Source organism: Streptomyces sp. R41 (genome assembly GCF_041053055.1).
Classification (GTDB): domain Bacteria; phylum Actinomycetota; class Actinomycetes; order Streptomycetales; family Streptomycetaceae; genus Streptomyces.
In genome coordinates this window covers 9,319,137-9,332,953 of sequence record NZ_CP163443.1, presented here as the reverse complement: position 1 = coordinate 9,332,953, position 13,817 = coordinate 9,319,137, and the positions used below count along the sequence as shown (strand labels likewise).

At 70.9% G+C, this 13,817-nt stretch carries 13 protein-coding genes; 4 read left to right on the top strand and 9 right to left on the bottom strand.

Going from position 1 to position 13,817, the window contains the following annotated elements:
* Positions 1-54: 54 nt before the first annotated feature.
* Both glgA and AB5J53_RS42435 read right to left on the bottom strand, forming a co-directional pair.
* Positions 55-1,206 (bottom strand): glycogen synthase, encoded by a 1,152-nt coding sequence (gene glgA / locus AB5J53_RS42440; protein ID WP_369252821.1) that lies wholly within the window; start codon positions 1,204-1,206, stop codon positions 55-57.
* 85 nt (positions 1,207-1,291) lie between these two features.
* The gene (locus tag AB5J53_RS42435; protein ID WP_369250907.1) at positions 1,292-2,041 is read right to left on the bottom strand and encodes a (2Fe-2S)-binding protein; all 750 of its coding nucleotides are present in this window, start codon (positions 2,039-2,041) and stop codon (positions 1,292-1,294) included.
* Between the two features lie 210 nt (positions 2,042-2,251).
* On the opposite strand from AB5J53_RS42435, the gene AB5J53_RS42430 reads away from it, so the two are divergent.
* Positions 2,252-3,526 carry a DMT family transporter gene (locus AB5J53_RS42430; protein ID WP_369250906.1) on the top strand — a complete coding sequence of 425 codons (1,275 nt, stop codon included), beginning with the start codon at positions 2,252-2,254 and terminating at the stop codon, positions 3,524-3,526.
* On the opposite strand, the gene AB5J53_RS42425 is transcribed toward AB5J53_RS42430, so the two are convergent.
* Positions 3,516-4,655: a transglycosylase family protein gene (locus AB5J53_RS42425; RefSeq protein ID WP_369250905.1), complete on the bottom strand. Its 1,140-nt coding sequence runs from the start codon at positions 4,653-4,655 to the stop codon at positions 3,516-3,518. The genes AB5J53_RS42430 and AB5J53_RS42425 overlap by 11 nt on opposite strands.
* Positions 4,656-4,927: 272 nt before the next feature.
* Here AB5J53_RS42425 and gndA point away from each other — a divergent pair, with 272 nt between their 5' ends.
* The gene (gene gndA, locus AB5J53_RS42420) at positions 4,928-6,367 is read left to right on the top strand and encodes an NADP-dependent phosphogluconate dehydrogenase (protein WP_369250904.1); all 1,440 of its coding nucleotides are present in this window, start codon (positions 4,928-4,930) and stop codon (positions 6,365-6,367) included.
* 125 nt (positions 6,368-6,492) lie between these two features.
* Here gndA and AB5J53_RS42415 read toward each other — a convergent pair whose 3' ends face one another.
* The 4 genes from AB5J53_RS42415 to panD form a co-directional block, all read right to left on the bottom strand.
* Entirely contained in the window at positions 6,493-6,696 is a 204-nt protein-coding gene (locus AB5J53_RS42415; protein WP_369250903.1) for a hypothetical protein, read from the bottom strand.
* A 106-nt stretch (positions 6,697-6,802) separates the two neighbouring features.
* Positions 6,803-7,477, bottom strand: a complete 675-nt coding sequence (locus AB5J53_RS42410; RefSeq protein ID WP_369250902.1) for an aspartate/glutamate racemase family protein — start codon at positions 7,475-7,477, stop codon at positions 6,803-6,805.
* 14 nt (positions 7,478-7,491) lie between these two features.
* A complete protein-coding gene (locus AB5J53_RS42405) occupies positions 7,492-7,836 on the bottom strand; it encodes a GNAT family N-acetyltransferase (RefSeq protein ID WP_369250901.1) in 345 nt (114 codons plus the stop codon).
* Positions 7,837-7,881: 45 nt separating this feature from the next.
* A complete protein-coding gene (gene panD, locus AB5J53_RS42400; protein WP_369250900.1) occupies positions 7,882-8,301 on the bottom strand; it encodes an aspartate 1-decarboxylase in 420 nt (139 codons plus the stop codon).
* A gap of 344 nt (positions 8,302-8,645) precedes the next feature.
* Between panD and AB5J53_RS42395 the strand changes: the two genes are divergently transcribed.
* Both AB5J53_RS42395 and AB5J53_RS42390 read left to right on the top strand, forming a co-directional pair.
* The gene (locus tag AB5J53_RS42395; RefSeq protein WP_369250899.1) at positions 8,646-9,392 is read left to right on the top strand and encodes a TetR/AcrR family transcriptional regulator; all 747 of its coding nucleotides are present in this window, start codon (positions 8,646-8,648) and stop codon (positions 9,390-9,392) included.
* A gap of 104 nt (positions 9,393-9,496) precedes the next feature.
* Positions 9,497-10,546, top strand: a complete 1,050-nt coding sequence (locus AB5J53_RS42390) for a PP2C family protein-serine/threonine phosphatase (protein ID WP_369250898.1) — start codon at positions 9,497-9,499, stop codon at positions 10,544-10,546.
* Positions 10,547-10,582: 36 nt separating this feature from the next.
* Here AB5J53_RS42390 and AB5J53_RS42385 read toward each other — a convergent pair whose 3' ends face one another.
* Positions 10,583-12,814 (bottom strand): xanthine dehydrogenase family protein molybdopterin-binding subunit, encoded by a 2,232-nt coding sequence (locus tag AB5J53_RS42385; RefSeq protein WP_369250897.1) that lies wholly within the window; start codon positions 12,812-12,814, stop codon positions 10,583-10,585.
* A complete protein-coding gene (locus tag AB5J53_RS42380) occupies positions 12,811-13,812 on the bottom strand; it encodes a xanthine dehydrogenase family protein subunit M (protein ID WP_369250896.1) in 1,002 nt (333 codons plus the stop codon). Before AB5J53_RS42380 ends, AB5J53_RS42385 begins: the two co-directional genes overlap by 4 nt.
* Positions 13,813-13,817: the final 5 nt, after the last annotated feature.

Here is a 13,817-nt window from a genome sequence, read left to right as displayed (position 1 = left end):
CCAAGCCCTGCTCCTGAGCCTGGCCCCTGTTTCTGAACTACGCCTGTCCGATGGCTACCCCGGTTTGAGGACTTCCTCGTACAGCTGGACGGTGCGCCGGGCCACCGCGTCCCAGCCGAACTCCCCCACCGCGCGCTCCCGTCCGGCCTCGCCCATGCGCCGGGCGGCCTCGGGGTCGGCGATCAGTGAGTCGAGGGCGCGCGCGAGCCGCGCCTCGAAGTCGTCCTCGACCGGTACGAGGAGCCCGGTACGTCCGTCGTCGACGACCTCGGGAATACCGCCGACGCGCGAGGCCACCACGGCCGTGCCGCAGGCCATCGCCTCCAGGTTGACGATGCCGAGCGGCTCGTACACCGAGGGGCAGACGAACACCGCGGCGTGCGTGAGGAGTTGGATGACGTCCGGGCGCGGCAGCATCTGCGGGATCCAGTGCACTCCCTCGCGTACACCGCTCAGCTCGCGGAAGAGGTCACGGAACTCCCGGTCGATCTCGGGGGTGTCGGGGGCTCCCGCGCACAGCACCACCTGGGCGGCCGGGTCGATGTCGCGTACCGCGCGCAGGAGTTGGGGCACGCCCTTCTGGCGGGTGATGCGCCCGACGAACAGGACGTACGGCCGGCCGGCGTCAAGGCCGATGCGGTCGAGGACGTCCGTGCCGCGGTCGGGCCGGTAGAGGGAGGTGTCGATGCCGTTGTGCACGACGCGCACCTTGGCCGGGTCCAGGGCCGGATAGCAGCTGAGGATGTCCTCGCGCATCGCGCCGGAGACGGCGATCACCGCGTCCGCGGCCTCGATGGCGGTGCGTTCCGCCCAGCTGGAGAGGGCGTAGCCGCCGCCGAGCTGTTCGGCCTTCCAGGGGCGCAGCGGTTCCAGCGAATGGGCGGTCATCACGTGCGGGATGCCGTACAAGAGCTTGCCGAAGTGGCCCGCGAGGTTGGCGTACCAGGTGTGCGAATGGACGAGCTCGCGGCCTTCGAGGGCTGCGGCGATGGAGAGGTCCACGGAGAAGGTGCGCAGCGCGTCGTTGGCTCCGTCGAGCGTGGCCCAGGGCCGGTGGCGTACGACGCCGCCCGCGCCGCCCTCGCCCCAGCAGTGCACGTCCAGCTCCGTGAGGCTGCGCAACTCCCGTGCGAGGAACTCGACATGGACGCCCGCACCGCCGTACACGTCCGGCGGGTACTCCCGGGTCAGCAGTCCCACGCGCACACAGAACCCCCCGTCATAGCGGCTGGTGCCCCTCATGGTCACTCAGATGGGGCAGTTGGGGAAGACCACGCGAAGACCACGGCCGTCAGGAACGGGCGGCCCCCGGCCCCGGTGGGCGGTCGAAGCAGCAGTCTCCGCACAGTCCGCCACCGGGCAGGCGGTAGTAGAGGCAGCAGCTGCGGCGGCGGAGCGTGTGGGGGTCGAGGGTGCCGGAGAGGTCGGGGTGCGCGAACAGGCGGGAGGCGAGTGCGTGGGCCCGATCGATCACGTCCGTACGACCGTTGGCGCGCGCCCAGCGGTCGAGCAGGCGCACCGCACCGGCCAGGGCCGAGCCGGCGTTGCCCCACAACAGGCCTGGTGAGATGCGATACCGGGAGTGCAGAACAGCCGCCAGCGGGGCGAGGTGACCGGCTCGTACGACCTCGTCGACGGCCGTGGCGGGCAGGGCGCGCACCTCGGACAGCCACAGGTCGTCCGGTGCGCTGCCGTCCGGATCCCAGCGCAGCAGCCGCGGATCGAGGTCGGGCACCTGCCCGTACAGCGCGGCGGCGCCGAGCGCGATCGACCACAGCCGGGCCGCGAGGGCCTGCTGGGCGATCGAGACCGCGATCCGCACCTCTGGCACATGGAGACTCTCCGTGACCTTTCGGACACGAAAAGTTATCGGATTCGCATAAACATCATCTTCGGTCTCTGGCCGTGGCGTTGCGTACGCCTGGGCGAGGGTGGGCAGCGGGTCGCGCGGCGGTACGCCGGTGCGTAGTACGAAGAAGCCGCCGAGCGGGCCGAGCTCCGCGAGTTCCGGGTCGAGGTCCACGAAGAGCAGTAGTACCAAGCCCCCTAGGGGATTCCACCAGCGGGTCGGCCGTCCGTGTAACCCACCTTGGGGAGGACAGTGGGCGATTCGTACTCCATCGGCAGTAGGACTCAATGCCTGCTCAAGTACGACGACGTGAACTAATTCTCAAGGCATCGTTGTTGCCATGGAAGCCGACCGTTCGTCGCACCGGGCAGACCGCGCCCGCCGTACGCAGAGGAGGGACTCATGAGCGCCCTCGCTTTGTCCGTGCTGCTCTCGTTCGTCTCCGCCGTCGCGTACGCAGGCGGCGCGATTGTCCAGGAGCAGGTCGCCCTGACCTCCCCCGGCCACACGTACGCACCGCTGCGCAGGCCGACCTGGTGGGCCGCCGTGGCGTTGAACGGACTCGGCGGATTGCTGCACGTGGTGGCCCTCGCCTACGGCCCGCTGAGCCTCGTACAGCCGCTCGGCGCGCTGACCATAGTCTTCGCCCTTCCCATGGCGGCCCTCTTCGTGGGCCGCAAGGCCGGGGCGACCGCCTGGCGCGGCGCGATCATGGCCACGGTGGGTCTCGCGGGTCTCCTGTCGCTGGTCGGCGCGTCCGACGCACAGTCGCTCGGCGGCACCCAGCGCGTGGCGCTGGCCGTGGTGGCGGGCGGTTCGGTGGCGGCCCTGATGGTGGCGGGCCGCGCCGCGCACCGGCACCCGGCGGTGCGCAGTGTGCTGCTCGCGGTAGCCGCGGGCATCGCCTTCAGCATGTCCTCGGTGTTCACCAAGACGGTCGCCGTGGACTGGTCGCAGCAGGTCTCGCTGTCCGACCTGTCCAGCCTCGCCGTGATCGGTGTCTTCGCGACGGCCGGCATGCTGCTGTCGCAGGCCTCCTACCGGGGCGGCGGCCTGGCGGCGCCGCTGGCCACGCTGACGGTCGTGAACCCCGTCGTGGCGGCCGCCGTCGGCATCACGATGTTCGGCGAAACCTTCCGCTACGGCTCGACGGGCACCGCCCTCGCGCTCGGCTGCGGAGTCGTCGCCGCCGGCGGTCTGATCCTGCTCACGACGGAGCGGATCGGCGGCGCGCGGCCGACGACCGTACCGGCCGAGCCCGCGGTCGCGTCGGCGTTCGCCGCCGGCACGCCCGACACGGTTCCTGTCGCGATCGAGTCGGTCCCGGTCCCCGTCCGGGCCGGGTCGGACCTCGCCGCTCTCACGGCTGCCGAATCGGATGTGGAAGGGCTGCTCGCGGGACTTCCCGACCAGCCGGTCGCCGGGGTCGGCCAGGAGGTCATCGGATCAGCCGAGGACATCTTCGTGCCGGGCGAGGACGTCATCGTCCCGGCCGGGGACGTCTTCGCGCCGGACGAGGAGGTCTTCGTACCCGGGCCCATGCCGGTGCCGGCGGTGGAGAAGACCTCGCAGGACAGCGCACCGGTGGACGAACTGCCCTACTACACCGTCCTGTGCGGCGGGCCGTACGTTCCGATGCCCTGCGTCAACCACCACCGCGCGAGGGTCAAATCCTGACCCCGCCCGCCCTCAGGTAGGCCACCGGGTCGATGTCGGTTCCGAAGCCGGGCCCCGTCCGCACCTCGAAGTGCAGATGCGGGCCCGTGCTGTTGCCCGTGGACCCCGAGCGGCCGATGCGCTGGCCGCTCACCACGCTCTGCCCCGCCTTCACGGAGATCGCGGACAGGTGGCCGTACTGGGTGTAGCGGCCGTCGGCGTGCCGGATCACCACCTGATAGCCGAAGGAGCCGCCCCAGCCGGCGCTGACGACCTGACCGGCCGCGACCGCCTTCACGGAGGTCCCGGTGGGCACGGGGAAGTCGACACCCGTGTGGTACCCCTTCGACCAGGAGGAACCGGCGGCACGGTAGGGCGTGCCGGTCGCCGCGTTCACGGGGGCGACGAAGTCGGGCGCCTTCTTGGCCTTGTCCGAGGTGGTCTTGTCTGCGGCGGGCTTCTTCGTCGGCGCCGGCGCGCTCTGCGTGTGCGCGGGCGCCTGGGCCTTGCCGCGCAGGTTCAGCCGCTGGCCCGGCAGGATCAGGTCCGGGTCGGAGCCCACGGTCTTGCGGTTCGCGGCGTACAGCCGCTGCCAGCCGCCCTGGACATGACGGGAATCGGCGATGCCGGAGAGCGTGTCGCCGTGCACGACGGTGTACATCTCGGCGGTGCCGGCCCGCGACTGGGGCGTGGTCTGCGGCTGCACGTCCCGTACGGAGCGCTTCGTGGTCTGCGGCGAGGTGCCGGAGGGGCTGATGTCGGGGGTGTCGCCGCCTCTGGTCAGCCCGGCGCGGACCGAGCACACCGGCCAGGCGCCGGGCCCCTGGCCTTCGAGCACCTTCTCGGCGATGGCGATCTGCTGGTCCCTGGTGGCCTGATCCGCGCGCTGCGCGTACACCTTGCCGCCGTACGCCTCCCAGGTGGACTGGGTGAACTGCAGACCGCCGTAGTAGCCGTTGCCCGTGTTGATGCTCCAGTTGCCGCTGGACTCGCAGGCGGCCACCTTGTTCCAGGTGCCCACATCGGCCGCGTGGGCAACACTGGTTCCGACGAGCGGGAGCGCGATACCCGCGCCGCCGGCCGTGACAGTGAGTGAGGCGCGGTTGATCCTGTTGGGCTGGTACCGGCGGTGCCGGCCGCGTACGGCCATGAGCGAGCCCCCCTCGACATGCGTCAGGAGCGGCAAAAGTAAGCGCTGCGAACAGGCCATGACAAGAGGGCAATCGGCCGTCCCCGCACCCCAAGTGACCGGGAATCACCACGCGTTCCTCGGGTCGCTGAGGCAGGTGGGGCACCTTCTGCGTACACAACGTCGGCACGTCGGGATACGTGGACGGCGAATCGGTGAGTCGGGGTCGCGGTGGCGTAATACTGGCGGGCAGACCGGCATTACCGATTCCAGGAGCTTTGGGAGCCAACCGTATGAGCACTTCAGCCCAGATCGGCGTCACGGGTCTCGCGGTCATGGGGCGCAATCTCGCCCGCAATTTCGCGCGCAACGGCTATACGGTCGCCGTGCACAACCGCACGGTGGCCCGGACGAACGCGCTGATGGAGGAGTTCGGTCACGAAGGCGAGTTCGTCGCGGCCGAGACGGCCAAGGAGTTCGTGGCGGCGCTGGAGCGGCCGCGGCGCCTGATGATCATGGTGAAGGCCGGTGAGCCGACCGACACGGTGATCCAGGAGTTCGCTCCGCTCCTGGAGCCCGGCGACATGATCATCGACGGTGGCAACGCGCACTTCGCGGACACCCGGCGCCGCGAGCGCGCACTGCGCGAGCAGGGCATCCACTTCGTCGGCACGGGTGTCTCCGGCGGCGAGGAGGGCGCGCTGCACGGGCCCAGCATCATGCCGGGCGGCTCGAAGGAGTCGTACGAGTCCCTCGGTCCGATGCTGGAGAAGATCTCCGCGAAGGCGGACGACGGCGCTCCGTGCGTGACGCATGTCGGTCCCGACGGCGCGGGCCACTTCGTGAAGATGGTCCACAACGGCATCGAGTACGCCGACATGCAGCTGATCGGCGAGGCGTACCAGCTGTTGCGCGATGTCGCGGGCTACTCCCCCGCACAGATCGCGGACATCTTCCGCACCTGGAACACGGGCCGGCTCGACTCGTATCTGATCGAGATCACCGCCGAGGTGCTGTCGCACGTGGACGCGGCGACGGGCAAGCCCTTCGTGGACATCGTCGAGGACCGGGCCGAGCAGAAGGGCACAGGCCGCTGGACGGTCCAGATCGCGCTCGACCTCGGTGTTCCGGTGTCCGGTATCGCCGAGGCGGTTTTCGCGCGCTCGCTGTCCGGGCACGCAGACCTGCGGGCCGCCTCGCGCGGGCTCGCCGGTCCGAAGGCCACACAGCTCGGGGAGGCCGAGGCGGCGGCCTTCGCGGACCGGGTGGAGCAGGCGCTGTACGCGTCGAAGATCGTCTCGTACACGCAGGGCTTCCACGAGATCACCGCGGGCAGCGACGAGTACGACTGGAACATCGACCTCGGTTCCGTCGCGTCCATCTGGCGCGGCGGCTGCATCATCCGCGCGGCCTTCCTCGACCGCATCCGCGCCGCCTACGACGCCCGGCCGGACCTGCCGAGCCTGCTGTCGGACGAGACGTTCGCGCAGGAGATCGCGGCGGCCCAGGACGACTGGCGCGAGGTGCTCGTCGCCGCCACCCGCCAGGGCGTGCCCACGCCCGGCTTCTCCGCGGCCCTCGCCTACTACGACGCCCTGCGCGCCGAGCGTCTGCCCGCCGCCCTCACACAGGGGCAGCGGGACTTCTTCGGGGCCCACACGTATCGCCGTACGGACCGGGAGGGGTCGTTCCACACGCTGTGGGGCGGCGACCGGTCGGAGGTCGAGGCGTAGGCGCCAGCACTGCCGAAGCCGTCACGTCCCTGGAGCCAGGGCGTGACGGCTTCGTCGTAGTGGGGGCGGCCGGCGCGTCGGACGCGCCGGCCTCATTGTCGTTGAATGTCTGTTCGAATGCCCGCTCAGGAGATCGGCCCCGGCTGGGGCTCCGGCTCCGGTACCGGGTCGGGGCCCGGTGGCTTCGGGATCGGGGACGGAGACGGGACGGGCTCCGGGGAGGGGTGGGGGCCCGGGTCCGGGGTCGGGTTCGGGAAGGGCTCCGGGCGGTCGGGGCCCGGGCCCGGGGTGGGGCCCGGCTTCACCGGGTCGGGGAACGGATGCGTCATGGTGTCCTCCAGCCAGTCGGTACGTCGGCCCTGGACTTGTCCCACGCGTACCCGACCGCCGCGCACCCACTCACCCCGTCGTGCGAGGGATGGAGACCAGGTGGTCCTACTCGGCGTGTATCGCCCTGCCCGGCTGCCCGTCCCGCGCCGCCTGCGCTCCGGCGGCGAGCCCCGGGCGGGGGCTGGACAGCACCGGGGTCGAGGTCGCGGTCAGGCGCTGGGCCGGCGCCATGGACGCCTGGGCGAGGACGATCGCGTCGGCGCCGGTGACCGCGTCGGCGGCTGCCGCCACCCTGCGGACGTACCCATCCGTGTCGCCCGCTTCGAAGAGGGCCCACGCCCCCTCCACCAGCACAGTGCGGACGTCGACAGGGCGCCCGGCGCGGCGGGCCTCCTCCTCGACGAGGGCGACCGTCGGCCCCAGGGTGCTCTCCAGCGCCGCGAGGACGACGACGCGCGGGCCCGCTGCCACCGCGGCGGCGGCCATCGGACGGTCCACGCGGAGCACGGGCACCCTGGGGCCGGCCCGCTCGGCGACGGCGCCGATGGTCGAGCAGGTGCAGAGCACGGCCCGCGCGCCCTGAACGACAGCCTGGTCGAGCAGCGTCCGCACCTCGTCCGCCACCGCGTGAGGGCCCTCGCTCCGGGCCCGGACCAGCAGCTCCTCGGCCACCAAGTGCCGCAGTTCCAGCCCCTGGTGGGCCTCGTCGCGCAGTGCGTCGAAGACGGGGACGTGCACGGGCGAGGTGTGCAGCAGGGCGAGCGGGCCGGACCGGATCATGAAGGGCTCCGTCCTCAGAAGCGCCCGGGATGCGCCTTGAGCCACTCCACCGCCGCTTCCAGAAGCTGCGGATCGGCCGCCGGAGCCTCCTCGGGGTGACGCGCCGCCCACTTCACGACGTACGGGCACAGCGGCGCGACCACGATGCCCTCACGTGCTGCGATGGCGTACAGCTCACGGGCGAGGGAGCCCGCGATGCCCCGGCCCTCGTGTTCGGGTTCCACGATGGTGTGCACGGGGACGAGGGCCCGCGCGGGCGCTTCGAGCACGAAGTACTCGATGTGGCCGACCACTTCGTCCCCGGCGAACGCCTCCAGGCGGCCGCCCGCCCGGTCGTCACGGATCTCGATATCGCTCATGGGCACTCCTCGGGTCCTCGGGTCCACCGATGCCTCCACCGAGGTTCAGACGGTGACGGCCTGCGGGCTGCGCTCCTGGTCCGAGCCCGGCACCGGCTCGGACGGATCGGCTCCGAGGGCCACGATCCGGTTGTCGCGGTCCACGTGCACGACCCGCGGCCGCAGCGCCCGCGCCTCGGCGTCGGAGACCTGAGCGTAACTGATGATGATCACCAGATCTCCGGGATGGACGAGATGGGCCGCCGCTCCGTTGATACCGATGACTCCGGAGCCGCGCTCGCCCTCGATGACGTACGTCTCCAGACGGGCCCCGTTGGCGATGTCGACGATGTGAACGAGTTCGCCGGGCAGCAGATCGGCGGCGTCGAGCAGGTCGGCGTCGATGGTGACGGACCCGACGTAGTGCAGGTCGGCCTGGGTGACCATGGCACGGTGGATCTTGGACTTGAACATAGTACGCATCATCGAGGTACTCCCGGATCTAAGCTCCCTGCCTGCGTTTTTGCAGGTCAAGGGCGGTTTCCTTACCCAACAACGAGCCGCATGTCCGGTCGGCACCTCCCAGGTTCTCCAGGACTCGTGCTGACCCATTGCTGACTTTCCTGACGCTCGTCAGGCACTTGTCGAGGCCCTGTTGGGTCCCCGGCGTCCGATGCTCTGACGACGACGTCAGCCTACGCAACCGTCTCCGTGCGCCCAGCCGGGATCTCCTGCCCACTCCCGTGATCCTCCCCACCGCCGACATGCGCTCATGCGGTCAGGAAATATGACCCTTTTCCACGGATTGCGGGGAGAGTATCGTCGATAACGTGGACAAGCGATCGCTGATTCTCGAGGCGGCGACCGAACTGCTGGAAGCCTCCCCCAACGGGGACGTGGCGACCCGGAGCGTCGCCGAGAAGGCCGGTGTGCAGCAACCAGTCATCTACCGGCTCTTCGGCGACAAGGACCACCTCCTGGCCGCGGTGGTCGATCACGGCCTGGCCACGTACATCGCTGCCAAGCGGGCCGCCGAGCCGACCGACGACCCCGTCGCCGACCTGCGGCGCGGCTGGGACCAGCACACCCAGTTCGCTGTGGAGCATCCCCATCTCTATCGCTTGATCGCCGCCCCCGGGCCGGCGTGTGTACCGGCGGCCATCGGCGAGATGCACACGCGCCTGCGCACCACGCTCGAGCGGGTCGCCCAGGCCGGGCGTCTCGCGATCGAGCCCGACAAGGCGGCAGAGATCGTGATCTCCGCAAACAGCGGTGTCGCGCTCGCTCTGCTCACTCGGCCCGACGTCCACCCCGGCACCGATCTGTCGGCCCGGGTGAGGGACATCGTGCTCGCAGGCGTCCTCACTCCCGAGCCCGCCGCCGGAACGCCGTCCGCACCGATGACGACGGCCCAGGCCGCCACCACGCTCAGTGCTCTGCTGCGCTCCGCTTCCCCGCGGTCGTTCACCCCGGCAGAACAAGGACTACTGGCCGAATGGCTCACCCGACTCACCCAGGACGGCACCACGCCGTGTCCCCCGCGCCACACCGTCGCGCCCGTCGGAGCACCGAAGTGAGCGCGGCGACCACGAGGACGCGGACGTTCGTTGCCGGGATCATGCGGGCCTTTCGCCGGCCGGCACCGCATCCACTGTGGCTGGTCGGTCCCCTACTGGTGGTCGTGGCCATTCCGGTGGCCGACGCCTTCCTGCCTCCGGACATCCACGTCGCCCACCTGCTCGCCGTCGCCACGGCGGTCACCGCCGTCGGCGCCGGCACGCGCGCCACGACGCTGGTCGGCTCCGTCGCGCTGCTCGCGCTGGTCGCCGCCGGGGTGGAGCGGCACACCCTGTTGACCGAGAGCGTTCTGGTCGAACTGGGCGCCCTCGCCGCGGTCTCCGCCCTTCTGGTCGTGTTCACACACCTGCGGGACCGGCATGAGCAGGCACTGGTCCGGGCGCGTTCGGTCTCCGACACGGCACAGCGGGTCGTACTGCGGCCGCTCCCGGAGCGGGCGGGGCCGGTCTGGCTCGCCTCGGAGTATCACAGCTCGGAGGCCGACGCCTATGTCGGCGGCGACCTGTACGCCTCGGCCCGCACCTCGCACTCCACCCGGCTGATCATCGGAGACGTCCGCGGCAAGGGCCTCGCCTCGATCAGCGACACGGCGATCGTGCTGGGCGCCTTCCGCGCCGCCGCCCACCGCGACATCCCGCTGCCGGAACTGGTCGCTTACGTGGAGGACGCGGTCCGCTGGGGCCTTGCCGAGTTCTCGGCGTCCGAGGCGGACCTCGCCGAGCGCTTCGTGACCGCCGTGATGGTGGACATCCCCGACGACGAGCCGGTGGTGCACGTGGTCAGCTGCGGGCATCCGCCGCCCCTGCTGCTGCGCCGGGCAGGGGCCGTCGTGACGACGCTCCAGGTGCCCGAGCCCGCGCCGCCGCTCGGCCTGGCCTTCGGCGGGATGTACGACGGCATGTACGTCCCCGCCATCTTCCCCTTCCATGAGGGCGACCGCCTGATCCTCTACACCGACGGGGTCACCGAGGCCCGCGACGGAAGCGGCGAGTTCTATCCCCTCGCCGAACGTGTCGCGATCTGGGCGGATCGGGCGCCCGGCCCGCTGGTCGAAGCCATCACCGCCGACCTGGAGCAATATGCCGGTGGTCGGGTGGACGACGACATGGCCATGATCGTCGCGCAGAGGGGCCGGGTACCGGCGACCGCCTGAGAGGGGCCGGCGGCGCCGGACACCGGTGGTCCGCGGTCAGAGCAGGTCCTCGATCGTGATCGGTATCTTCCGGATGCGCCGCCCGGTCGCGTGGTGGACGGCGTTCGCGATCGCGGCCGCGGCCCCGACCTGCCCGATCTCGCCCACGCCTTTGACGCCCAGCGGGTTCACGACGTCGTCCTCGACCTCGACCAGTTCGACGTCGACGTCGGGCGCGTCCGCATTGACGGCGACGAGGTACTCCCCAAGGCTCGCGTTGGCCCAACGGCCGGTGCGCGGGTGCATGTGGTTGGCCTCCAGCAGCGCCTGGCCCAGGCCCCAGAGCATGCCGCCCATGAGCTGGCTGCGGGCCAATTTGGAGTTGAGCACCCGGCCGGGAGCGAAGGCACCGGTCATCCGCCGCACCCGGACCAGTCCGAGCTCCGCGTCCACGGCCACCTCGGCGAACTGGGCGCCGAAGGTCATCATCGCGTACTCGGGATCTCCGGCAGGCGGACTCCACGCACCGGACGCCTCGGCATCCGGCAGGAAGTTGCGCTGCAGCACGTCGGCGTAGGAGTCGGAGGCGGTTCCGGCCGTCATCGCCCCGTCCCCCACGACCACGTCGACCGGGTTCGCGCCGTGCAGCGGGGAACGGGTGTCCCCGACGGCGCGGGCGATGAGCTGGTTGCGCAGGGCGGTCGCGGCGCTGTGCACGGCGGCACTGATCATGCCCGCGCCGGCGGAGCCCACCGCGGCAGCGATGTTGGGCAGGTCGGTGTCGCCGTTCTCGAACCGGCAACGGTCCACCGGCATGCCGAGCGCGTCGGCGGCGACCTGCGTCATGACCGTGGCGACACCGGTGCCGAAATCGGGGGTGGCGGCCTGGACGACGGCGGTGCCGTCGGCGTAGAGGCGGGCGCGGGCGCGCTGCGGGTTGGCAGGCGGCGCCACCGGATAGCCCGCGGTGGCCATGCCCGTCCCGATCAGCCAGTTCCCCTCGCGCCGCACCCCAGGCCGTGGATCGCGGCCTTCCCAGCCGAAGCGCGCGGCACCGCGCTGGTAGCACTCCCTCAGGCCACTGCTGGACCACGGTGAGCCCGAGGAGGGGCTCACCTCCGCATAGTTGCGCAGCCGCAGCTCGATCGGATCCAGGCCGAGTTCATGAGCCAGTTCGTCCATCGCGACCTCGAGCGCGAGCATGCCGCTCGCTTCTCCGGGCGCCCGCATGAACGTGGGGGTCATCGTGTTGGCCCGGAAGATCCGGTAGAGGCCATCGAAATTCGGGCACGCATAGATCTCCGACGACACGCCGATCGAGGGCTCGGCCCAGTCGTCGAAGTGCGAGGTGGGGGAGAACTTGTGATGCCGGATCCCGGTCAGCCGGCCGTCGCGCGTCGCGCCGAGGACGATGTGCTGCTCCTGCTCCTCGCGGTGCCCGACCGAGGTGAACATCTGCTCGCGGGTCAGCACGAGCTTGACCGGCCTGCCGACCTGCCTGGCGGCCATCGCGGCCAGTGCCGCGTGATGGTGGATCATGGCCTTGGAGCCGAAACTGCCCCCGACATAGTGTCCGATGACCCTGATCTTGGACAGGGGCATACCGAGCAGGCGGGCGACGGTCATCTGAGTGGCGTTGACGCCCTGGGTGGTGTCGTGCAGCACCAGCTCGTCGCCGTCCCACTCGGCCGTGGTGCCTGACGGCTCGATCGGGTTGTGGTTGTTCGCCGCGTACGTGAACGTGGCCTCCACCCGCACATCCGCCTGGGCGAGGCCCGCATCGATGTCTCCGCGCTCGATGCGGCCCGGCAGCCAGCCGCCGAAGATGCGCTCGGGTATGTATGCCTCGTCGCGGCCCTGCTCCAGGGTGACGACCGGGGGCGTTTCCTCGTAGGACACGCGCAGCACGCTCGCCGCGTGCTGGGCCCGCTCCCAGGTGTCGGCGACGACGACCGCGATGTGCTGACCCGCGTAGTGGACGACGTCGTCCTGCATCGGGAAAAAGGTCTGCCCGGGGGCAGCGGTGCCTGCCAGGGAAGGAATCAGCGGCGGCTGCTCCGCGATCCTCGGCAGGTTCTGGTGGGTCAGGACGGCGAGCACGCCCTCCTCCGCCTGGGCGGTGCTCGCGTCGATGTCGGTGACGCGCCCGCCGGCAATACGGGATCCGACCACACAGGCGTAGGCCATCTCGGGGATCGGGATCTCGGCGGAGTAGCGGGCACTGCCGGTGACCTTGGGGCGGCCGTCGACGCGGTCGAGGGGCTGTCCGATTGCCGGTGCGGTGGTCATGCCGGGCTCCCGCTTCCGTCGGCGGTGAGGGTTTCGAGGGCACGTACGATCGCGCGCTGCGCGAGTTCGACCTTGAAGGCGTTCATGGAGGTCGTCCGGGCGTCGATCAGTTCGACCCGGGCCGCCTGCGCGAAGTTGTCCCGCACCGCGGCAGCCCCGATCAGGAAGTCCTCGACCCGGCGGGCCCGCCACGGCTTGGTGGCCACACCCCCCAGTGCCACCCGCACGTCCGCGATGGTGCCGTCCACGACGGACACCGCGGCGGCCACCGAGGCGAGCGCGAACTCGTAACTTTCGCGGTCCCGGACCTTCAGGTAGAGCGAGTGGCGCGCCACGGGTGTCGCGGGCACCTCGACGGCGGTGATCAGCTCGCCGTGTTCCATCGGGTGCTCGCGGTGCGGGGAGTCGCCGGGCAGGAGGAAGAAGTCGTCGATCGCATAGGTGCGTTCGCCGCCGGGGCCCAGCGTGTGCACCTGTGCGTCGAGGGACATCAGCGCCACGGCCACGTCCGAGGGGTGGGTGGCGATGCAGTGCTCGCTGGTGCCAAGGATCGCGTGACCGCGGTTGAACCCCTCGATGGCCGAGCATCCGGTGCCGGGATCGCGTTTGTTGCAGGGCGACTCCGCGTCGCGGTAGTAGGAGCACCGCACCCGTTGCAGGAGGTTTCCGCCCATGGACGCCATGTTCCGCAACTGCGCGGAGGCGCCGAGCTCCAGCGCCTGGCAGATCACGGGGAAGCGCTCGCGCACCGTGGGCGCGGCGGCGACCTCGCTCATCCGGGCCAGGGAGCCGATGCGCAGGCCCCCCTCCGGGGTGGCTTCGACGCGCGTCAGGGGAAGGTCGTTGATGTCGACGAGCCGTCGTGGATGGAGGACGTTCTGGCGGAGCAGATCGATCTCGGTGGTGCCGCCGGCCAGGAAGTCGCTGGTGGGATCGGCGCTGACCGCGGCGACCGCCGTCGCGGTGTCGGTGGCTCGCACATAGGTGATCGGCCGCACGGCAA

Coding starts and splice junctions, on each gene's coding strand:
- panD (WP_369250900.1), bottom strand. CDS start 8,301: ATGATGCGTACTATGTTCAAGTCCAAGATCCACCGTGCCATGGTCACC.
- gndA (WP_369250904.1), top strand. CDS start 4,928: ATGAGCACTTCAGCCCAGATCGGCGTCACGGGTCTCGCGGTCATGGGG.
- AB5J53_RS42415 (WP_369250903.1), bottom strand. CDS start 6,696: ATGACGCATCCGTTCCCCGACCCGGTGAAGCCGGGCCCCACCCCGGGC.
- AB5J53_RS42385 (WP_369250897.1), bottom strand. CDS start 12,814: ATGACCACCGCACCGGCAATCGGACAGCCCCTCGACCGCGTCGACGGC.
- AB5J53_RS42430 (WP_369250906.1), top strand. CDS start 2,252: ATGAGCGCCCTCGCTTTGTCCGTGCTGCTCTCGTTCGTCTCCGCCGTC.
- AB5J53_RS42425 (WP_369250905.1), bottom strand. CDS start 4,655: ATGGCCGTACGCGGCCGGCACCGCCGGTACCAGCCCAACAGGATCAAC.
- AB5J53_RS42410 (WP_369250902.1), bottom strand. CDS start 7,477: ATGATCCGGTCCGGCCCGCTCGCCCTGCTGCACACCTCGCCCGTGCAC.
- AB5J53_RS42405 (WP_369250901.1), bottom strand. CDS start 7,836: ATGAGCGATATCGAGATCCGTGACGACCGGGCGGGCGGCCGCCTGGAG.